The organism is Nostoc sp. 2RC, assembly GCF_014222165.1.
Taxonomy (GTDB): domain Bacteria; phylum Cyanobacteriota; class Cyanobacteriia; order Cyanobacteriales; family Nostocaceae; genus Nostoc; species Nostoc linckia.
In genome coordinates this window covers 1-22,615 of sequence record NZ_JACKZU010000048.1, presented here as the reverse complement: position 1 = coordinate 22,615, position 22,615 = coordinate 1, and the positions used below count along the sequence as shown (strand labels likewise).

Sequence of the window (22,615 nt, the reverse complement as noted above, 5' to 3'; positions counted from 1 at the left end):
TTCTAATGAAACTACCTGAAGGCCCAAAAACTTCTACCCGGTTGCTGAGTCGTCAATTTAAGACCGATCCCCTCAGCTTATTGGATGCTATCGGCGATCGCTATGGTGACATTTTCACTGTTATGGCTGATTCTACACCGATAGTATACGTCAGTAACCCACAAGGAATAAAGCAAATTTTTACCAGTACCAAAGAAATTACAGCTTCTGGTAAATTGAACCAAGGTAGCGCTTTATTGCTGGGAAACAACGGATTACTCATGCTTGATGGCTTGCGCCACAAACATCGACGGCAGTTGTTGATGCCTCCCCTGCATGGAACTAGGGTAAAATCATACGGGCAGCGTATCTGTCAAGTTACAGAGCAAGTTATGAACGATCTGGCGATGCCTGGGTTGGGCTACGCCTACGGTAAATCTTTTTATGCCTACCCGACCGTGCAAAAGATTACCTTAGAGGTGATATTGCAAGCTTTATTTGGTTTATATGAGGGAGAGCGTTATGAACAATTTAGGCAACTCCTTTCTAATTTATTAAGTTTCGCCCGGTCTCGTTGGTTGAGGTTATCTTTGTCCTATCCCTTTTTCAGACGAGATTTAGGTCGGTGGAGTCCGTGGGGATATTGGCTTGATTTGCAGCGACAATTTGATAAACTACTCTACACCGAAATTGCAGAACGGCAAGCAAAAGCAGATCCCACACGCAGCGATGTACTCTCTGAACTAGTATTTGCTCACGATGAAACTGGTCAACCAATGTCCAATGAGGATATCCGGGGCATCTTCCCATCATTGCTATTGGGTGGTCAAGATGCCTCAGCCACTGCCATAACTTGGGCATTATACTGGATTCACCGTTTACCTGCTGTTCGGGAACGATTGTTAGAAGAACTCAGTACCCTTGGGGAATCCCCAGATCCAATGAGTATTGTTGCACTACCCTACCTCAGTGCTGTTTGTAATGAATCGCTACGAATTTATCCGACTCAGGTAGTTACATTTCCCCGACTAGTAGAATCACCAATTCAGATGATGGACTACGAATTGAGTCCAGGGACAATAGTCATAGGCTGTATTTATCTAACACATCAGCGTGAGGATTTATACTCACAGCCAAAGGAATTCCAGCCAGAACGCTTTTTGGAGCGACAATACTCTCCCTACGAATTTCTACCATTTGGTGGTGGAGCTCGTCGCTGTCCGGGTGAGGTATTAGCACTCTTTGAAATGAAGCTAGTCTTAGCAACAATGCTCCGGCGCTATCAACTGGCACTAGCGGATGAAAAAAAAGTAGAAAAACCCAAGGCTAGAGGTGTTAACTATCCGCCTGCTAGCGGCTTGAAAATGTTGATGCTCGAAGTAAGTCCACCTCAAGAGCGATCGCAAGAGTTTGTTACTAGTTCTACTTAACACAAGATTAAAGAAATAAATCTTACTGTTAACCACTTTCAGATTATCAACACTCAACAAATTTCATTAAAAATTATGGTTTTATCAGACCCTAAGCCTAGCAAAATACAGTCTCCGATGACCGCGACAGAATGGGTACATGCCTACTGGGTTTCACGAATGATCTATGTCGTCGCTAAACTTGGCATTGCTGATTTACTCAAAGACGGCTCCCAGCAATGTGATGCTTTAGCTGCTGCAACAAATACCCACAGTGATTCTCTTTATCGTGTATTACGAGCTCTTGCTAGTATCGGAATTTTTGCTGAGACACAATCCCGATACTTTGAGCTAACTCCACTAGCTGATTGTTTGCAAAGCGATGTTCCTGGCTCAATACGAGCCATGACAATCTTACGGGGCGAAGAGCACTACTATAAATCCTGGGGAAATTTGATGTACAGCGTACAGACGGGAGAAAGTGCCTTTGAGAATTTGTATGGCATGGATTTATTTGAGTACAACGAGCAAAATCCTATCCAAGGAAAAATCTTTGATGAGGCTATGTCTTCGTCAAAAGATGCATACGCACATGCCCGATTCATAGAGGCTTATGATTTTTCATCAATTAACAAACTAGTTGATATTGGTGGTGGTAAAGGTGGCTTACTCGCTGCTATTCTCCAAGCTTATCCAACTATGGAAGGAGTATTGTTTGACCACCCAGACGTGATTGATAGAGCCAAGAATTCACGCGAATTATTAGTTATGAACGATCGCTGTCAATTAGTAGGAGGAGATTTTTTTGAGGCTGTCCCAGCAGGAGGAGATACTTATTTGCTTAAGAATGTTCTTCATAACTGGGATGATTTGCGAGCAAAAGACATTCTTAGACACTGCCATCAAGCGATGAAAGAACAAGGACGACTGTTGATAATAGACTCCGTAATTCCTGCTGGTAACGAGTTTTATGGAGGTAAGTTTATGGATATAAATATGTTAGTGATGTGCCCTAGGGGACGCGATCGAACTGAAGCTGAGTTTCTAGATTTGTTTACATCTACAGGATTCAAACTCACCAAAATTATCCAAACACAATTGGAAGTAGGTATTATTGAAGCAATTAAACAAGAGTAGAAAAATCCCAACTTTGAGGTATTAATTATGGCTCTCCCAGACTTCGTTTGATAAATTAATACTAAAAAACAGTTAAAACACCTGATGTAACTAGATTTCGCTAAAACAGAATCAAGGATTTAATAAAAATATGCTTTCTGATTCTTGAATCCCTTACTATATAAGGACTTAACCTGATATCAAGTATTAATTTTCTATAACTAGTCTAGGAGAGCCTTAATTATTTTCCTGCTAAGTAAGTAGGCGTAAATAATTAAAGGTTTGTAGTGGGGACTTTAGTCCTCTCTTAAGGGCTAATTCAATTGAATTTTACATTACTTAATATAGTTTGATTTATTCTTGCCCACTTACTTAGGTAAGTTGCTGCTATCAAGACCAAAAAAGTTGACTTTTGTAAATATAATGCCTCATCAATATGCAAACCCAACAAACCGATCAACTTCCCCTAACAGATTGTCGTTTTTGCTCACTGGTTTCTAAAGCTAACGGAGAAGATCCAATTGGTACAGCAGGAACTTGTGACCATTGGCTAATTATGGAACTTCCACAACCTTGGCCGCAAAACATCTTTCAGGAAGATCCGAGAATAAAGCCGCTGTTGGGTCTGTTCCAAGAGTTAGCAGTTAAGCATGGAGTCCAGTTGCGACCAATGTTAATTGCTCCTGACCGCGAGTACTCCCACCCTGGCTTCACCCGTTTAATGTACTACTATCGTTCAACCGAGATGTTTTCTCAGTTTGAAAAGCAAGAGTTTGTTGTCCCAGAAGAGAAAGCAATTGCTTTGGTAACAGCAATACTCCAGCAGTTGATGCAACAGCCTAACGATTTATCAAAGTTTCAGCAGTATCAACAACAAACTAATCACATCCGCGAACTCATGGTTTGCACCCATGCTCAAGTTGACCTTGCCTGTGGCAGATTTGGCACTCCTATATATCGTCGGTTACGCAAAGAATATGCTCCTGCTTCCAATGGAGAGTTAAGAGTGTGGCAAACAACCCACTTTGGCGGTCATCAATTTGCTCCAACTCTAGCCGATTTTCCCCAAGGATGTTTATGGGGACATTTAGAACCAGAAATGCTCGATTTACTAGTATTGCGAGATGGTTCAGTCTCTGGGTTACGTAAGTTTTACCGAGGATGTGTTGGTTTAAGCAAGTTTGAGCAAATTGTTGAACGCGAAATTTGGATGCAGTTGGGTTGGACTTGGCTCGACTATTTGAAAGCTGGTAAAGTGCTGGCAAAAGAAGAAATTAATGAAGAACAGGATGTCAACTGGGCTGATGTACGCATTAATTTCGCGGCTTCAGATGGCAGTGTATCAGGTGCTTATGAAGCGAGAGTTGAAGTCAATAGTGAGGTAATGAGTACATTGAATTCAGGGAAAGAAATGGAGTTAAAAGCAGTAAAGCAGTATCGCGTTAGTCGTTTAGTCAAAGTTTGTCCGGGATAGCCGCCTGCCTCCAAGTACCAATGACAAATGACATTCCACTTTTAATAAATCGATACTCTGTATTTCAACTTCTACCAGAGCATTGCCTATTCTTGTAACACAACCAAAGATCATAAACTACGTTTTCTTCTGAGTTTGTTTCAAACAATCACCACAGAATTGGGTCTGAAGCCCCCTGCTTCTGGCACGGCTTTAAAGTAATGAGTAATAAGTAATGGGTATTTACTCATTACTTATTACTCATTACTCCAGAATCACCGCGCCTTTAGGTCGATGAGGGATGTCACAATCTAATTGATTCAATTTGCAACTATTTCAATCCAAAATTTTTTGACTACAGCTATGCTCAATAAAATCGATTCAATAGGAACCAGCACTGGCAAGATAATTTATAGTAGTGACGATTGCCAAGATATTCTTAGTCTTCCAGTAACGAAAATTATAGATGTATTCAAAACATCTGGGGTTATTATTTTTCGTGGATTTGGAGTCACACATGAGCAAATGAAAGCGTTTGCAGCACTATTCAGTTCTAAGTTCGTTCAAGATTATAAAAGGCCACAAGTTGATTCGGATAAATTTATCCATTTTGTAGATGCAGGAATGGATAATTGTGTTCCTCATAGCGAACATGCATATTCTCCTTTTCGCCCTGATGCTATTTGGTTCTGCTGTGCTTTTCCAGCAGCACAGGGCGGTGAAACTACATTTTGTGATGGGATTCGAGTGTGGGAAGAACTGAGTGAAGAAACGAGACAGTTATTTATTTCTAAAAAATTAAAGTTTTATTATGAAGATATCCCTGCTGTTGTATTAAAGAGATTTACTAGCACAGATGCAGCTAGCACAGATGATGTTAAGCGAATGCTCGACGGTCTTGAGGGTGTGAAATACGAGATTAAAGAAGATGAATCCGTCTCGATGGAATATGTTAGTTCAGCTGTAGTCAAAACCAAGTATGGTAATCAGGATGCTTTTGCTAACAGCGTCTTGGCATTGCACGCAATCATGGAAAAAGTAGCTTTTGAAGATGGTTCAATTGTCCCTGACGAAGTTATTGAAGAAATCGAGAAAACTACAGACAGATTAATGGAGGATATATCCTGGCAAGCTGGCGATTTGACAATGATTGATAATTCAAGATTCATGCATGGTCGCAGAGAATTTAATGATCGGCGACGGCAGATTTTTAGTACTCTCAGTAACCTGAAATTTTGATACAGCAAATTGCAGGCTCATGAGGTGGTTTAAAGTTTTGTACTGCTAACTAGTCTAAACTCTAGTGAGAATAAATATTATTAATTCTCCAATATCTACCAGTCATGACCATCACCTTGACGCAGAAAGAAAATCGGGAACTGTGGGCGGAAGCTAATCATAACAGTTCACAACAAGCAGAAGCAGAGCCATTTGAAATCCTCTGTGAACTACCTACGCGACTCGGCAAAGGCTATGTGCGGCATATTGAGGTGCATCCTCATCTCTGGCTTTCGATTTTGGACTATGAATATCACAATGATTTCTTATATAAAATTCCTGAATGGGATCACCCACTGCAATTTTGCGTCCTACTTTCAGGCAAGATCGTAGACGAATACGGAGGACAGTCAGGGGAAGGATATACTTGCATTTCTGGTAGCGGTGTTCAACGCCAAATCACTCTGGAGTTATCCAAAACTCGATATGTGGGCGTTGATATCCATTTATCTGCTGACTTGCTGGCAACCTTTTTCCCCGATGAAGCAGGAGACATTCCCCACCAGTTGCATTTTTTGAAAAAGGGTAATGATTACCAGACTTTGCTTTACCCAGAAACGACAACTGCTATTCAGGGTATCGCACAACAAATTATCAACTGTCCTTTCCAGAGAATCACGAAGCAGATGTATTTACAAACGAAAGTATTGGAACTAATGACATTGCAGTTAGCTCCCATATTATCTGCTGAGGATGGATTACAACCATTACCGCGACTGAAGCCAGAAACCATCGCTAGGATTCATTTAGCTAGGGAAATTTTACTGGCACGTTTGGAGAATCCCCCGTCATTGCTGGAGTTGGCGCAAATTGTGGGAATAAGCGATCGCACTCTGCAACGTGGATTTCAGGAACTCTTTGGTACAACAGCATTTAGCTACCTGACAAACAAACGAATGGAATGGGCAGAACAATTATTGCGTCAGGGAAACATGACTATTGCTGAGGTTGGTAACAAAATCGGCTATTCTCATCTGGGACACTTTGCATCTGCTTTCAAGCGCAGGTTCGGGATTACGCCAAGTCAAAGTTTAATTGGTAAAAAGTCGTTTTCGGGATAGCGATGCGGTTTTTGGGTAGACTCAGTTGCTAATAATTCTCTATACTCAGCTTCATTGAATTAGAAACCATTTGCAATAATCCAGTTTTAGTCACAAATTCTGGATGAATTTGACTTTAGAACTCTTCTTCAACAAGGAGAGAACTAATTTTTGTCTTCCCTGGTGATGAAATGGTCATTACTGCAAAGCAGATTAATTCGGTAAAGTTCTGCAAAAAGCTGGTGTATCAGGAGTTGTGATGAAGCCTTGGTGTTTGTCTGGTAGTGTGCGAGTGTGGTTTTTAATGAGTCTGTCGGGATGTTTGAGTGCTATTGCTATTAGCCCAGGATGGGCAGAAGTTAAATCAGGGAATCAGAACCAGGAAGTCCAAAGTCAGGGCAATTTCAAACCTCTGCTAACTCGAAAAATTCTGCAATTGAGTGAGGTTGAGCGTCCCAGTACTAGCGCAATCATGCTAGTACAGTCGCCGATACCAGAAGCCGCACCCATCTCACAAGTTGTCCAAGTGACTGGGGTGAAAGCTAATCCCACAGAAAAAGGTGTGGAGGTGATTTTACAGACGACGCAAGGAGAACAACTGCAAATTAACAATCGCAGTCAGGGGAATAACTTCATCGCTGATATTCCCAACGCCCAACTGCGTTTACCGTCAGGTGATGCATTCACTTTCCGCTCAGAAAAACCGATGGCAGGTGTGAGTGAAATAACAGTTATAAATGTGGATGCTAATACTATCCGGTTAACAGTAACGGGTGAAGCAGGATTGCCAACAGTTGAATTATTTGATAGTCCAGATGAGGGTTTGATCTTCTCTGTGGCAAGTGCTGCAACTTCTGCACAACAACCGCAGCAACCAGAAAAATCACCACAGCCCCAACTGGAACAGCCAACAACTCAAACCCAGCCAAATCAACCATCAGCACAGCAGGATGAACCAATTGAATTGGTGGTCACGGGAGAGCAAGATGGGTATGATGTCACAGATTCGTCAACCGGAACCAGAACTGACACCCCGTTACGTGACATTCCTCAATCAATTCAAGTAGTTCCCCAACAAGTAATCAAAGATCAACAAGCAGTTCGATTAGAAGATGCTTTAAGAAATGTTACTGGTGCTACTTCAAGCGCAAATCCTAGCAGTATTAGGAGTGGATTTAATATTCGAGGCTATGGAGTCAGTGAGTTTTCAGGAAACTTCCTGAGAAATGGTCTGAGAGATAATTTTGCCAGTAGTGGTTTAGACCTATCAAATGTTGAAAGAGTGGAAGTTTTACTGGGTCCTGCTTCTGTTTTATTTGGTGGAGCAACTCCGGGTGGAACGATTAATATCATTACAAAACAGCCACTTCCGAATCCCTACTATTCTGCTGAAGTCAGCATCGGCAACTATGATTTTTATCGTGGTGCTTTGGATTTATCAAGTCCTTTAAATGAATCTGGAACTGTATCGTACAGATTAAATGCTTCTTACCAAAATCGAGGTACTTTTACTGATTTTACTGAAATCCGAACTCTGTCAATTGCACCTGTTGTAAGTTGGACAATTAGCAACAGTACCAAGTTGACTTTTGAAGGAGATTTTTCAGACTTTGAATCTGAAAAAAGCATAGGCTTTGGCTTACCAGCAGTAGTCACTGTATTAGAAAACCCCAACGGCGATATACCACGCAATCGTAACATTAATGAGGGAAGTAATAATGTTCAAGTCGGCAGAATCGGATATAGATTAGAGCATAAATTCAGTGATAATTGGTCACTGTTCAATGCTTTTCGATATGGGTTTTATCGAGGAGAAGATATAGGTTTTAATAGAGCGTCTAGATTGCTACCTGATAATCGAACTCTAGAGCGCATAGCCGAATTCACTGCAATACCTTATGATAACTACAATTTCACAACAAATATCACTGGAAAATTTTCTACAGGCTCAATTGAACATCAGTTATTGTTGGGATTTGATTTTGACAAACTTGACCAACCATTACAAGTTACCCAAAGATTCGCTGCACCAATTGACCTGTTCAATCCTGTATACGGCCAGCCGCTTGGTGCCGTTCTCTCTACACTCAATCAAAGAACTCAAACAGATAGTCTTGGTATTTATATCCAAGACATAGTTTCGCTGACAAATAATTTGAAGTTACTTTTAGGCTTGCGCTTCGATACTTTTGAACAAACACAAGAGAACTTTATAGCCAATACAGAACGAAGTCAATCTGGGGAAGCATTCAGTCCACGGTTCGGTTTAGTTTATCAGCCAATTGAAACAATTTCATTGTATGCCAGCTACAGTAGATCGTTTAGTCCAACTATTGGAACCTCATTTGATGGTAGTGTATTCCAACCAGAGCGTGGTACACAGTATGAAATTGGAGTCAAAGCAGATATCAGCGATAAACTTTTTGCGACACTTGCTTTTTATGACCTGACTCGAACCAATGTTTTGACGACTAATCCAGTCAATACAGGATTTTCTATTCAAACAGGAGAGCAGAATAGCCGAGGTGTTGAGTTGAATCTTAGAGGTGAAATTTTGCCAGGATGGAACTTGATTGCAGGCTACTCTTATATAGATGCAAAAGTCACAGAAGACACTTTCAACGCAGGAAACCGATTAAATAATACTCCTGAAAATGCTGTAAATCTATGGACTACCTATGAAATTCAACAAGGCACATTACAAGGATTGGGATTTGGTTTAGGTTTGTTCTTCGTAGGAGAAAGACAAGGAGATTTGGCCAACACTTTTGAGTTACCGAGCTACCTTCGTACTGATGCAGCCATCTTTTATAAACGAGAGCGATTCCGCGCTACTATCAATTTGCGAAATTTGTTTGATGTAAATTATTTTGAAAATGCTTCTTCTCGGTTGGGTGTAGTACCAGGAGAACCATTTTCTTTGCAGGGAACAATATCATGGGAATTTTGATCGAGAAACAAGTGCCAACAAGAATAGCTATCAGGAAATTTGTTGGTTTGTTTTTTATTAGCCTATTAGTTTTTTTTCTTATTTCAGCTTGCAGTAATCATATCAACAAAAGCGCTACAAACTCAACTTCGAGAGAGATAGCTGTAGAGTGTCGACTGATTAAACATACAATGGGAGAAAGTTGTATTCCAGTTTACCCGAAACGGATTGTTGTAGATCAATTTAACTCTGGTAATATTCTAGCTTTAGGTATAAAGCCTGTTGCGATAGTTGGAGCTAAAGAATATCTGGATGCTCCATATCTAAAAAATAAGATTCAAGGAATTGAAACTATTTACAGCGTCAATGGTGACTTTAGTTTAGAAAAGGTTTTATTACTCAAACCCGATCTAATTATTGGTGTTTCATACAATCAGTCAATTTATAAGCATTTGTCTCATATAGCCCCAACTGTTTTGATGCCTTGGTCAGAGATTTCATACGATTGGAAGCAAAATTTTAAAAATTTTGCGAAACTTTTCCGCAAGTTAGAAACTTTCAATCAATTGATGAAAGATTATAAACGCCGCGTTGAAAAGCTTAGGGAAATCTTAATTAATTCACAAAATAATAATGAAAAAAATAAACAACAGCTAATTCGAGCCTCTTATGCATCCATATATCATGGAAACTTTACTCTTGCTCTTGATGGCTCTTTCCCAGGTATAGTATTAAAAGATGTTGGATTACAACCTCCACGATCGCAAGCTCCTGGCTCTTTATCTCTACCTATTTCTGAAGAATATTTGCCAAAAATTGATATTGATGTTTTCTTTGTGGGAACGACTGAAGAAAATAATTTATCTAAACTTGAGAAGCTTGAACAAAAACCGCTTTGGTCTGAGGTTAAAGCAGTTAAACAGAACCGAGTATATCCAGTTAAATCCTCAGTTTGGTGGGGATACAATATTTTAGCAGCCCAGGCAGTGATTGATGACTTATTCAAATACCTTGTTAATAAATCATAAATCAATACCCAGATACATTTTATTCGTATGCAAATCATAACACCTTTCCTCACAATAAGCTCAAAACATCTCTCTTTGGAGGCACTATTTTATTTGTCTAACTTTTACAGTATATTAACTACCCAAGCAAAATTAATTAATGAAAATATTCTTACTTGTATTAAATCTGTTTAGGCTGACTTACAATGACATCTTCCTCAATTTATAAAACCCATCCTCTCCTACGTTTATTACACTACGCCAAAAACTATCGGACTCAAGTATGGAATGCTGTAACCTTTACCATCCTGAATAAAATCTTTGACCTCGCACCATCATATTTAATAGGTATAGCTGTGGATATAGTGGTGAAAAAAGAGAACTCTCTGATTGCCAAAATGGGGATTACTAACATCATTGGACAACTGGCAATCCTATCATTATTAACTTTAATCATTTGGAGTTTAGAATCACTATCTGAATTTATTTATGCTCGCCTGTGGCGTAACCTCGCCCAAACGATGCAGCACGAATTACGTATTGATGCCTACAGCCATTTACAGGAACTAGAACTGAGCTACTTTGAAGAACGCTCTACAGGCACACTTTTGTCAATATTAAATGATGATATCAATCAATTAGAAAGATTTCTTGATTCTGGTGCGGCTAGTATTCTGCAATTTCTTACCACTATTTTAGCTGTAGGCGGTTCATTTCTTTTCATTGCCCCCAATATAGCTCCTTTTGCAATCCTACCCACACCCTTCATTTTCTGGGGTTCTTTAGCATTTCAAAAACGACTTGCACCCCGTTATGCAGATGTGCGTGATAAAGCTGGATTTATTAATAGTCGTTTAGCTAATAACCTCTCAGGAATTGCCACAATTAAAAGCTTTACTGCTGAAATCTACGAGAGAGAACGTGTCTTATCTGAAAGTGAAGCCTATCGCCGCAGTAATGGTAAAGCGATCGCTCTTTCTGCTGCTTTTTACCCAGCGATTCGATTAGTGGTTGTAATCGGTTTCATCGCCACACTGTTTTTTGGTGGGCTTGCTGTGGCAAATAATCAGTTAAGTGTGGGAACTTACGGTTTTATGGTATTTATTGTTCAGCGACTACTGTGGCCGTTTGCCAGTTTGAGTAACATCATGGATCAGTATCAACGGGCAATGGCTTCTACACGACGAGTAATGGGATTGTTACATACTCCCATTACTATTCCCACGGGGGAGCATCCTTTACCATTAAAAATGGTACGCGGTGAAGTGCATCTTAACAAGATTACTTTTGCATACAATGGTTGCACCAATGTACTCAAAGATTTATCATTGCATATTCTCCCAGGTGCAAATATTGGGATTGTTGGTGCAACTGGCTCTGGTAAAAGTACCCTAGTCAAATTACTGCTACGCTTTTACGAAATCCAAAGTGGACAAATCCTAATTGATGGTATAGACATTCGCGAGTTACAACTTTTAGAACTGCGACGCTGTATCGGTTGGGTAAGTCAAGATGTGTTTCTCTTTCACGGTACGGTAGGGGAAAATATTGCTTATGGAAGTTTTGATGCTACTGAGTCAGAAATTATTCATGCTGCTAAGTTAGGCCAAGCACATGAATTCATCATGCAACTACCCCTCCAGTACGATACTATCGTCGGTGAAAGAGGTCAGAAACTTTCTGGTGGTCAAAGACAACGAATTGCGATCGCCCGTGCTATTCTCAAAGACCCACCAATTTTGATTTTGGATGAAGCGACTTCTGCGGTGGATAATGAGACAGAAGCGGCTATCCAGAAGTCTCTGGCGATGATTACCCAAAATCGGACGACAATTGCCATCGCCCATCGTCTTTCCACAATTCGCCATAGTCATTGCATATATGTGATGGATGACGGTCAAATTGTTGAGCAGGGTAAGCACGAGCAGTTACTGGCAAACGATGGTATTTATGCCAGTTTGTGGCGAGTACAGTCTGGGATTCATTAATACTTTTTTTTAACTGGATTGGATAATACTAGGCTAAATTTATACAAGTTTAGAGAGCAATTTAACTAGCGCTGAAAAATTTTCTTGATTTAGTTACATTATGGATAACTTCAAAGCCTTAAAAGCCAAATTAAATGCTCAAGGTTATCGATTCACTCCTCAACGCCAATTAATTTTTGAGATTTTTCAAACTCTGACTACAGGTAGTCATTTGAGTGCCGAGTCAGTACATTTGTTGCTGTTTGAACGTGGAGAGGGGATGAGTTTATCTACGGTTTATCGTAACCTGAGAATTATGACAATGATGGGGATTCTCCGAGAAGTAGAATTAGCACAAGCACCAAAATATTATGAGCTAAACGCCATCTCTACCCATCATCACCATATTGTTTGCATTCAATGTCATAAAATTATAGAGTTTGAAAATAATTCCATCATCAAACAAGGCTTAAAACAAGTAGAAAAATTCGCCTTGCAACTAATTGATTGTCAATTTACTCTGCACACTATTTGTCCAGAAGCTCTACAGATAGGATGGCCTACAACAACACCCAGTAATTGGGTATGTTCCCGATTCATGAGAGCAGGTAAAGCTAAAATTTTAGACCATCAGCAATTAGAGTTCAATAGTGATATTAAAGAAAAACCTGTGGGTCGCATCGAATTAGAAGGGGAACGTATTGTAGTTTATACACCAAAAGATGAAATTGAAACCTATCAGCATCAAGCCAAGCTGATTACAGGATGGCGTTTGTCAAGAGAAAACAAGTATTGGTATTTTCCTTTAGAAAAAGCATCAGAAGTAGTAAATCTTTTTCAAGGATACGAAATTGACCCCAAAATATTTAATAATTAATTATTGAACAATTTCCCAGGAATTAACAGATTTTGACCATTTTTGTAATTAGACTTGTCGCTAAATAAGAACAAAAAAAATATGAATATGAAATTGAATTCTCGATTTCACCGATCAATTTATGCAGCTATCAAGTAGAAATTCCACAGACCCGCAGCAGTTAGCATGAAGCTATCATCCAAATCACGAATGCGATTTTTGATAGTAGTTGTACTCACAGTTTAAAACCCCCGGCCTTCAAGCAGGGCTGTTTCATTCCACAAGGGCAAGAAGTTTGTCAATATCATGAGAGAGAAATCTTTGAGCAATTGTGATGGAAGTATGACCATTTCGGCGCAGTATGTTGAGAGCGATCGCTCTGATAATAGAAAGATTAGCGGGAGCGTTGCCAAGACGGATTGTAGAACAGTCCTCTTTGAGAACAACGTCTTTCACCCAGTGAAGGCGGTTTTCGATACCCCAATGTCCACGAATACCGAGAGCAAATTCCTTCGCGCTTGCTATCAGACTGCTAATATAACAAACAATTTCATGATATTTCTTAGCGTTTCTTGTACCAATTCTTTCGACCCTGACTAAAGATTTTATTCCAGTCCATGACGGGTCAATTCCATTGATATCATGAAAAACTTCTACAGTGCGTGTTGTACATCTATCTCTGGTTTTTTCGGTTTCAACTACACGAGAAGTTGGTTTTCTTGTGGCAGCAATGCGTTGAATATGGCTATGTAGTTTGGGCTGATTATCTTTAACCGCAATGACATAATCATTGCCACTTTCTATAATTATTTGGCAAGTTTTTTTTGACAATGTAGGGAATCAAAACTTAAGACTACTGCTTCTAGACCCAATGCAGTGATTAGCTCTTGGACAACCTGGATTTCGCTTTTGTGCTGGTTCTCAAATTTCTCCATCCCGACTACCAGCCCTCTTTTACAACCCACATTCCGCACCTAAAACTGGCACACAGAGAAAGCAGTAAGTAAATTCAGAATATTAGTAAAAATTGAGACAATAAAAACCGAGAAGTAAAGTTAATAGCCAGAATCAGGGTAGAAGTCAAAAAATAAATAAAATTAGCACTCTATAATCTTCCATCATGAAAAGCTAAAAATAGTTGATGGGAAATAGTGTGAAAATGAATTTGTCCTTGAATATTGAAGTAAAAAATTTAGATCACCTGGGTATAGTAGCAGGAATCATTGATGAAATAGGGTTGGTAGACCAAATAAATAAAATACTGGGACAGCACCCGCAAGAAAAGGTAAGCGCGGGTCAGGTAGTTAAAGCAATGATATTAAATGGGTTAGGTTTTGTATCAGGAACATTATATATGTTTCCTAAATATATGGATGGCTACGCCTGTGAACATCTGTTAGGAGAAGGGATATTACCAGAATATTTAAACGATGACAGATTAGGAAGAGTATTAGACCAATTATATTTGAAAGGATTAAGTAAAATCTTCACTCTAATAGCGTTAGCAGCAGTAAAAAAATATAGAGTAGCGTTGTCATCATTGCACTTGGATTCAAGTTCAATGCACCTACATGGAGAATATGAAACAGGCTTGCCAGAAGTAGTGTTTGAAAAAAAAGTAGTCACAGAGAATGAAAATAGAGAAATAAAAGTAGCACCACAACCAATAAGTATTACCTATGGTTACTCAAGAGATCATAGACCAGACTTAAAACAATTTATTATAGAGTTAATTTGTAGCAGTGATGGGGATATTCCCATCTTTTTAAAAGCAGCATCAGGAAATCAATCAGATACGAAAGCTTTTGCGAAAACTCTCGTGAATTTTCGAGAAAATATTGATATAGATGCGTTAATGGTAGCAGACAGCGCATTATATAGTGCCGAAAACCTGAATTTGATGAAAAACCTCAAATGGTTATGCAGAGTACCATTGACCGTGGGGTTAGCCAAGCAAATTCTATTAGAAATAGACGACAAAGACTTAATCCAAAGTGAAATAACAGGTTATTCATATATAGTCAAGTCTAGTAACTATGCTGGTATCGAGCAAAGATGGCTAATAGTTGAAAGTCAAGAACGGAAAAAAGCAGATTTTAAACAGCTGATGCGCCGTGTTCAGCAAGCTCAAATCAATGCTCATCAAAAGCTCACGAAATTATGTAATGAAGAATTTGCTTGTCATCGAGATGCCAAAAAAGCGGCATTACATCTATCAGAGCAATTAAAATATCATCGGTTGACTGCAATTAAAATATCTAAAAAACAGTTAAAGCCAGAGAGTAAAAGCAAAAATAACTCTCAGACTAATTGGAAATGTTGCTATCAGATTTCAGCGCAGCTAGAAGAGGATAAAGAGGCAATCGAAATAGAAAATCGCGCTTCGGGAAAATTTATTTTAGCAACTAATGTTATCCATGAATCCCAACTAAGCCACTCAGACATGATTAAAGAATATAAAGCTCAACAATCATGTGAGAGAGGATTTGCGTTTCTTAAAGACCCTTTATTCTTGACAGACAGCATATTTCTCAAATCACCGGAGCGCATTGAAGCATTATCAATGATTATGGGGTTATGTTTGTTAGTTTATACTTTAGGTCAAAGACAGTTACGTGAAAGTTTATTAGCTCAAAATCAAAAACTAAAAAACCAATTAGGTAAACTCACATATAGACCCACTCTCAGATGGATATTTCAATGTTTCCAAGGTATTCATTTATTAATTGCTAATGGAGTTTCACAAATCTCAAACCTCTCTGATGAAAGATTATGGATATTACAATTCTTCCCTAATGCTTGTCGTCGCTACTATTTATTAGTTTGATTGTCATTTTACTCAAACTTTCCTGTTATCAACTTTTGCAAGAGTTACTCACTCTATTCTCAGTAACTCTACTTTTTATGCAGTATTTTTTATAACCATCCATTTTTTCCTAACTTCAGCTTGATTTTTGACTTTCTATCCCTTATTACTTTGGTTTTTTATTAAAAACTAGCGGACATATTCCCTATCATTTCTTTTGTGACACTTTCAGGTGCGGAATGTAGGTTAGAGCTGATCATGGCTAAAGCACGGCACGGTGAAACAGGAACAGCAACGGTATTTTTTGACAAGTCCTATGGAATTATCCAGAATTTGCGCTCATGTAATATGTGAGTCCTCAAACTGCTGTCAAAACCATCCGCCTCCTGTATCGGAATTTTTACTGGGGGGTATTGATAATAGCCCTAGTAAAAACTCTGAACAAATAGAGATATCCCCAAGTATTGATAGCCCTAGTAAAAAGCGCAGAAATTGGGGTGAGGGTAACGGCACTATTCATTGGCGCACCATTACTAGGGGTGGAAAGGACTACCCCCAGGCTTACTATCATTGGCAGGAAAAAGGGAGAAAGAAGACCAAGTACATTCCCAAACATTTACTGGGGGTTATTCAAGAAGCAGAGTTCAAGAAGCGCCCAATTATAGAAATTTTGGCATTACTGGGTGTTGTGCCTAGCCCTAGTAAAAACACATTACTGGGGGATATCGAAAATAGCCCTAGTAATAATGGCGGACAATCAAAAATACCCCTCAGTAAAGACGGCCCTAGTAACAATGGCGGACAATCAGAAATACCTCCAAGTATTGATAGCCCTAGTAAAACTAGACGGGATAAAGGATTGGGTAGTGGCTCCATTCAGTGGAAAACCATCACCCTTCATGGCAAAGATTATCCCCAAGCTTGGTATCACTATGAGTTTTGGAAAGATGGCGATCGCCTTCTTAAAAAGTGCAAGTATATTCCAAAACGACTATTAGTGAGAATAGAGAAGTTAGAAGCAGATAAAGCCCCATTTAAAGATATTTTATCGGTATTGCAACTCAAATTATAGAAAAACCATTACTTAGAAAAGTCGCGCAAATCGTAAATTCTGGGTAAGTCTACTACAGGTTTACAATATCCCGTCCAACTCGATTGCTTGGATAACCTTTTGGCGCAAGTCGTAACTACCCAAACTCCGCGCATAAGATTCACCAAGTAAAAGTGCATTCAAAGATTTTGATTGCAACACTGCTATCAATAAACTTAAAACTATCACTGGAATTAAAACAATTAACTGTTTCCAAGTCACCCCAGCAAAACTACCAAAAGTCCACATAATATAATTTTGAATGCGTTCTTTTGAGCTAAATTGCAATAAGATACTCACAATTGCACTCGTAGCATAGCCAAACAATAACCCTAAAATCAGTAGCGTCATTGTCTCTTGCACTCGGCGAGAAACAACTAACATCATCCCTAAAACTAATGCTGCGCCAAGACTTGCTGCTATCACTAAACCAAAATCACTAATTATCCCCAAATCTGCTAATAGTGTTGGTGTCATAGCACTTGCTGTCAGCACAACTAACGCTACCCCTAAACTTGCACCAGAACTAATTCCCAATACAAAAGGCCCCGCTAAGGGATTTTTAAATAGGGTTTGCATTTGTAAGCCACTCACACCTAAAGCCGCACCCGCTAAAGTTGCAGTTATAGCTTTAGGTAAGCGAAATTTGAGAATAATATTAGCCCATGTTGCTTTTTCCGGTTCTTGTCCGAGTAGAATATTGATGACTTCATGAATAGGAATAGAGACTGAACCTAAAGCTAAGTCCAATAAAAATGCAAATAGTAAACCTATTAGTAAACTTGAGAAAATAATGCTTTTTATAACTGGAGATTTTTGGTTAAATAGAGAATTTTTAAATTTATATTTTTCACTTAACATTATTTAAAAATTTTGTGATAATAAAACAGTTGATGATTAGGTAATATATCTGGATGCATGATTTTAATCAAGTCAGATAAAACTATATCTGGGTTACTAATTCCGCCTTCCCAGTAATCATTACCTCCACTTTCATTAACACGGGCATTGTTATTATAAAGATTGCCTGTTTTCGCCGCCTTAAAATCAGCATAGCGATTATCTTCTGCGACTAAATCCTTTAAAATTTGCCAAGATTGGCTAAAATTTAACCAGTAGTCACCATTAGCAGCACGTTCTAAAACTACTTCAAAAGAAAGCGGGAGACTACCAGCAGATTGATCGTTACTCCAAAGATAGTTACCTCCTGCATCCGCGAGATATTTGGCTACATAGCTTTTACCACCTGGCATAAACCAAGTACCTTTAAAGTTAAAGCCAACAAATACACTCGGACGGTTTTTCACAGATTGAGCTTTTTGAGCTATTTGTTCATATTTATTAGCAATTTCATTAAATATCTTTTCTGCTTTGGCTTCTTGGTTGAAAAATAAAGCCGTAAATTTTAACCATTCACTTCTTCCTAATGGCGTATCTTCCATATATTCAGCATTTACCCCAACTTTTAAACCCGCTTCTGTGAGTTTGGCATAACTATCAGTTTGGGAATTTCCTGTGCCAAAAGTTGTTACTAAGTCGGGATTTAATTCTAATAGCCTTTCTATATCTACATTAGAATTATTACCTACTTGTGTAATCTTGCCGGCTTTAATTCTCTCAACTACATCAAGAGTGTTGACTTGTTTGCTATCATTAATACCAATCAGTTTATCTACTACGCCTAATTTGGCTAGGTGGGGTAAATGAGTTGTAGATAAAGAAACTATAGAATTAATGGGAACTGTAATTACCTGTGCTTGATTAAATCCTTTTGGTGTGGGAGTTCCGCATTGAACTAAAACATATTGAAACTGGGTTTTGGCATTCTGCCAAGGGTTTTTGATGGTGATTATTTTGTAGTTGTTATGATATTCTACTGCCAAACCTGTGGCGTAGGTGATTTTGATTTTTTTGGGAAAGTAATCTTGATTGGGATTATAGTTTTGAATGCAGCCATTAGTAGATGTGGGAATTGTCGTACTATTACAGGCAATGATTAAAGTTGCTATTAAGAAGACTTGGCATAAAAATTTAATCAATTTTGAGTGAGTTGTTTTAACCAATTTCATAGCTTCTAGAGAAATATCATTTTTATCTCACGCAGAGAGAGATACTCAGAAAACTGCTTTATATTTTGGTATGAGATTTCAAAAACTATAAATTATACTGAATCTGGTGGATAGCAATATTCAACAACTTTATTACCTTTGACCAAATGTTCATTGACAATAGTTTCTGCTACATTTGAATTAACACGAGTGTACCAAGTCCTGTCTTCAGAATAAAATACAACTGGCCCTAATTGACAAACTTCTAAACAGCCAGATGTTCTTACTTCCACTTCTAAACCTGCTTTTTCGACTGCTGATTTTAAAGCATCAAATGTGGGTTGCCACTTCCGGGAAGGAAGACAGCGTGTAGAGGTACACACGGAAATATAAGAACGCTTTAAGGGATTTTTGGTAAACGGTATTGGTTTTTTTCCCAATACATAAATATCTCGTAGTTCCTCATAAAAAGCTAACTTTGATAAATTAGGCTTGCCTTCTGGTAACAAATTTTCACCTTCCACGTATGGATTTGGCAAGAAAATAGTCATGAGGTTTTCATCTGCACCATTCCAAAAATCGATTCCCCAACTTCTAGGGATACCTTCTGCATTAAATCGTCGGTAAAATGCAGCACGACTTACTTGACGTTGTTGCCTTAATTCCAAAGGAGTCTGACAATGAGGGCCGCCTAAATTAGCCTCTATACATAGGTGTAAATGCCAACCTTCTGTCACTACTGTGAGATATCCATCATAGAGGATACAAATTTTAGGTGGAGCATTAAATTCTAATTCTAATACACCACCTTGAACGATATGCCCTACCCCTACCTGCTGCCAATTCTGCTGAAATAGAGTGTAGAGTAGTGATGACAAAACATCGGTACTCGAATCAAAATATTCATATTCAATTTTTCCACCTGTAGATAAAGGTTCAGTGACGATTTTATTTAGTGGTGTTACCCAACAATTAAATTCAGCCATTTAAAACTCTCCTCTGCGCGATCAACAATTACTTCTATTAAAATGTAGAACTCAACCCAACTTGAAAAACTCTCCCCCCATCAGGATAACCAGGAAACAACTGGTAACGCTGATCAAAGATATTATCTACACTACCTGTAAATATCAAGCTCTCACTTAGAGGTACACGCATTTTGAAATCAAAAGTAGTGTACCCAGGTAAAGATTCTGTATTAGTATTGTTTATTGGATATGCACCTAAAGAATGCATCAGTATTCCAGCATATAAACCTTGAGAAGTTTCATAAGAAAGTCCTGCGTTTAAACTGTCTGCACCCGCAAACCGTAACTCTTTATCGACTTCGGCAGAGTTTGTACTTTTTAAAATTCGCGGATCGTTTGCTGTATAACCAACAAAAGCATAGACATTTTTTGCTAACTGCAAATTTAAAACTGCTTCAATTCCTGTAGTACGAACTTTTCCAATATTTTCGTAGGTAGCTATGGGAACAGCAAAGTTATAGGCGATTAAATCTGATATTGTGTTATTGAAATATGTCAAACGTAACAGACCAAAATCGCCTAGCTTTTGGTCAACTCCAATATCATAACTATCGCCTTTCTCTGGACGTAGATTAGGATTACCAACGTAAGTACTACCATTGGCATATAAGTTGAAAAGATTCGGCGCACGGAAATTCTTGATATAGTTAGCTCTCAGGGTAGTAGAGTCTGTCAGAGCAAATTTTGCCCCGATACTTGGTGATGTAAAAGAGCCATTTGTCAAGCTGCTAAAATCCTGGCGTAAACCTAAGTTGGCAGTGAAACTAGGAGTAAAGTTAATTTCATATCTAGCAAATAGCGCCCCTTGACTAATGCTATCGTCGTAAGTGACTGTTTTTGTATCAACAGAAAAGTCGAATGTACTATTAGTAGCCGATACATTGCGGTAATCAAAGCCATAAACTACAGTTTGATTATTAGCAAATTTCCAACTGTGTTGTGCTTGCAATCCATAAGAAGCTTGCCTGTTATCATATCGTGCTTGGGATGAATTGCGACTATCAAAACGAGTGTTGAGGAAATCTGCATAAACTCTTGCTGTTAGCAGCGAATCATCCCCACCTCCTAATTTTGAGTTCCAGGTTAAATCAGTGAGAACTTGGTCTGTGTATTTGCGATCGCTATCAGTCAACGAGTTAAAATAACCTTGACCAAATAATGGTTCAGGAATGGGGACTCCTCCTGGTACTCCTTGGTCTTTACCTAAATACAGAGTTGAGAGGGTAAGGGTGTTACGCTTTCCTAAATCCGCCTCCAGCTTGACATTAAAGTTATTGTAGAGAACATCGTTATTTTCCCTAGTCCCGGTGAAATTCGCCTCTGGGATGGAAAAAGGGTAGTTATTTTCAGCTTGGGTACGGTTATAACCTACAACCCAACCAATATCTCCTATTTTTCCGCTACTATTCATAGTCTGCTGATTTAATCCATACGCGCCAAAAGTAACACCCGCTTGTGTTGTCACTTTTTCTGTAGGGCGACGAGTGATAATATTAACCCTCTTTTGTCACTCTAGGCAGAGGAAAAGTAGAAATCAGGATGAGTCAGGAAAATAAAAATTGAACTTGTGAGGTTATAAACGATAGACTGAAGTTTAGAAAAACCATGAGACAATTGAGGGATAGGAAAAACAGTTAACCAGGGAAATATCAGATTAAATAAAGTAAAAGGTTGAATTATCAAACGAAGATTGTTAAGAATATTCTTCCAGCCCTTTCCATCATCCCACCAGGGGTGTTCAGTTAATTTTGATTGGGATTTTGGCGCAGAAGATTGCATTTGTTCAGAGTGAAGGCTAACCATCAGGTAAGCACTACACACAATTTCCCACCAACGTTCAATATCACAGTAGCGAGTCAAACGGTAATCTGCCCAACCTAATTCATTTTTACTTTGCTTCAAGCCATATTCAACCCAAGTTCTTAACCCATAAAAGTTACCAACATCTCTTGATGTAATGCCTGAATACTTACTCATCACATACCAAGTAGTGTTCTCAGGTAAATTCTCACTGTCTGTGGTAATCTGCCAATATCTTTGTTCTTGTCGTTTGCCGTGAATTATTTCTCTAATATATCGATTTTCACTGCTCAGGTCAGAAAATACACGCTTGAACCTCTGCCACTCTAAATATTGAGTATGTTGTCTCGGAAGTATCTCTACAGAATGGTTTTAGCGAATCGCTACTATATAGTTGAGATTCATTTCATCTAACACGGATATGAAATTAGTCTCACTCTCTCCATATAAACTATCTGCCAGTACTAAGTTAAATTTAAAGCCCATTGATTTTAGCTTCCGCATCAGCATTGCTGCTATTTGTGGCTTGGTTAAATACTTATCTTCTGGCTTTAATCTTTCACGGGGTTTGTATACTTCAAACAGCAGTGGAAAAGTCATTCCGCAGAATACACCATACGCCGTGACTGCTACAATTCCATTTTCTACTTTACCCAAATTACCTATATACTGCCGTTTCACATAATCTGTCTTGCTTCCTTTCTTTTTATCTCCTGTCTCATCAATAATTAACCCTCTTTTGTCACTCTAGGCAGAGGAAAAATAGAAATGAGGTATATTGAAGTTTTGCAAAATTGGGCGAGTCAGAT

14 protein-coding genes and 3 pseudogenes are annotated in these 22,615 nt (G+C 38.7%); 11 read left to right on the top strand and 6 right to left on the bottom strand.

Annotation, left to right across the window (positions count from 1 at the left end; all coding sequences use genetic code 11):
* Window positions 1-5 precede the first annotated feature (5 nt).
* The 9 genes from GNE10_RS08270 (at window position 6) to GNE10_RS36490 (ending at window position 13,055) form a co-directional block, all read left to right on the top strand.
* Window positions 6-1,409, top strand: coding sequence for a cytochrome P450 (locus GNE10_RS08270; protein ID WP_185564512.1), 1,404 nt, complete (start codon window positions 6-8; stop codon window positions 1,407-1,409).
* Between the two features lie 117 nt (window positions 1,410-1,526).
* Window positions 1,527-2,525, top strand: a complete 999-nt coding sequence (locus tag GNE10_RS08265) for a methyltransferase (protein WP_185564511.1) — start codon at window positions 1,527-1,529, stop codon at window positions 2,523-2,525.
* A gap of 415 nt (window positions 2,526-2,940) precedes the next feature.
* Window positions 2,941-3,978, top strand: coding sequence for a sucrase ferredoxin (locus GNE10_RS08260; RefSeq protein WP_185564510.1), 1,038 nt, complete (start codon window positions 2,941-2,943; stop codon window positions 3,976-3,978).
* A 294-nt stretch (window positions 3,979-4,272) separates the two neighbouring features.
* Window positions 4,273-5,196: a TauD/TfdA family dioxygenase gene (locus GNE10_RS08255; RefSeq protein WP_260446837.1), complete on the top strand. Its 924-nt coding sequence runs from the start codon at window positions 4,273-4,275 to the stop codon at window positions 5,194-5,196.
* A 104-nt stretch (window positions 5,197-5,300) separates the two neighbouring features.
* Window positions 5,301-6,296, top strand: coding sequence for an AraC family transcriptional regulator (locus GNE10_RS08250; RefSeq protein ID WP_185564508.1), 996 nt, complete (start codon window positions 5,301-5,303; stop codon window positions 6,294-6,296).
* A 238-nt stretch (window positions 6,297-6,534) separates the two neighbouring features.
* Window positions 6,535-9,225 (top strand): TonB-dependent siderophore receptor, encoded by a 2,691-nt coding sequence (locus GNE10_RS08245; RefSeq protein WP_185564506.1) that lies wholly within the window; start codon window positions 6,535-6,537, stop codon window positions 9,223-9,225.
* Entirely contained in the window at window positions 9,213-10,232 is a 1,020-nt protein-coding gene (locus tag GNE10_RS08240; RefSeq protein WP_185564504.1) for an iron-siderophore ABC transporter substrate-binding protein, read from the top strand. Before GNE10_RS08245 ends, GNE10_RS08240 begins: the two co-directional genes overlap by 13 nt.
* A gap of 185 nt (window positions 10,233-10,417) precedes the next feature.
* Window positions 10,418-12,199: an ABC transporter ATP-binding protein gene (locus GNE10_RS08235; protein WP_185564502.1), complete on the top strand. Its 1,782-nt coding sequence runs from the start codon at window positions 10,418-10,420 to the stop codon at window positions 12,197-12,199.
* Between the two features lie 100 nt (window positions 12,200-12,299).
* On the top strand, window positions 12,300-13,055 hold the full coding sequence (locus tag GNE10_RS36490; RefSeq protein ID WP_185564500.1) for a transcriptional repressor: 756 nt from the start codon (window positions 12,300-12,302) through the stop codon (window positions 13,053-13,055).
* A 252-nt stretch (window positions 13,056-13,307) separates the two neighbouring features.
* On the opposite strand, the gene GNE10_RS08225 is transcribed toward GNE10_RS36490, so the two are convergent.
* Window positions 13,308-13,865 carry an ISAs1 family transposase gene (locus GNE10_RS08225; RefSeq protein ID WP_185564498.1) on the bottom strand — a complete coding sequence of 186 codons (558 nt, stop codon included), beginning with the start codon at window positions 13,863-13,865 and terminating at the stop codon, window positions 13,308-13,310.
* Between the two features lie 328 nt (window positions 13,866-14,193).
* Here GNE10_RS08225 and GNE10_RS08220 point away from each other — a divergent pair, with 328 nt between their 5' ends.
* Window positions 14,194-15,861, top strand: coding sequence for an IS1634 family transposase (locus GNE10_RS08220; protein ID WP_185564519.1), 1,668 nt, complete (start codon window positions 14,194-14,196; stop codon window positions 15,859-15,861).
* 295 nt (window positions 15,862-16,156) lie between these two features.
* Entirely contained in the window at window positions 16,157-16,912 is a 756-nt protein-coding gene (locus tag GNE10_RS08215; protein WP_185564496.1) for a hypothetical protein, read from the top strand.
* A gap of 117 nt (window positions 16,913-17,029) precedes the next feature.
* Here GNE10_RS08215 and GNE10_RS08210 read toward each other — a convergent pair.
* The 5 genes and pseudogenes from GNE10_RS08210 to GNE10_RS08190 form a co-directional block, all read right to left on the bottom strand.
* Window positions 17,030-17,791: pseudogene (locus GNE10_RS08210) on the bottom strand (iron chelate uptake ABC transporter family permease subunit); the annotation flags it as partial.
* Window positions 17,791-18,999, bottom strand: coding sequence for an ABC transporter substrate-binding protein (locus tag GNE10_RS08205; RefSeq protein WP_185564494.1), 1,209 nt, complete (start codon window positions 18,997-18,999; stop codon window positions 17,791-17,793). The gene GNE10_RS08205 and the pseudogene GNE10_RS08210, both read right to left, overlap by 1 nt.
* Window positions 19,000-19,091: 92 nt before the next feature.
* Window positions 19,092-19,964: a ferredoxin gene (locus tag GNE10_RS08200; protein ID WP_185564492.1), complete on the bottom strand. Its 873-nt coding sequence runs from the start codon at window positions 19,962-19,964 to the stop codon at window positions 19,092-19,094.
* A 37-nt stretch (window positions 19,965-20,001) separates the two neighbouring features.
* A pseudogene (locus GNE10_RS08195) lies at window positions 20,002-21,504 on the bottom strand (TonB-dependent receptor); the annotation flags it as partial.
* A gap of 14 nt (window positions 21,505-21,518) precedes the next feature.
* A pseudogene (locus GNE10_RS08190) lies at window positions 21,519-22,538 on the bottom strand (IS701 family transposase); the annotation flags it as partial.
* Window positions 22,539-22,615 lie beyond the last annotated feature (77 nt).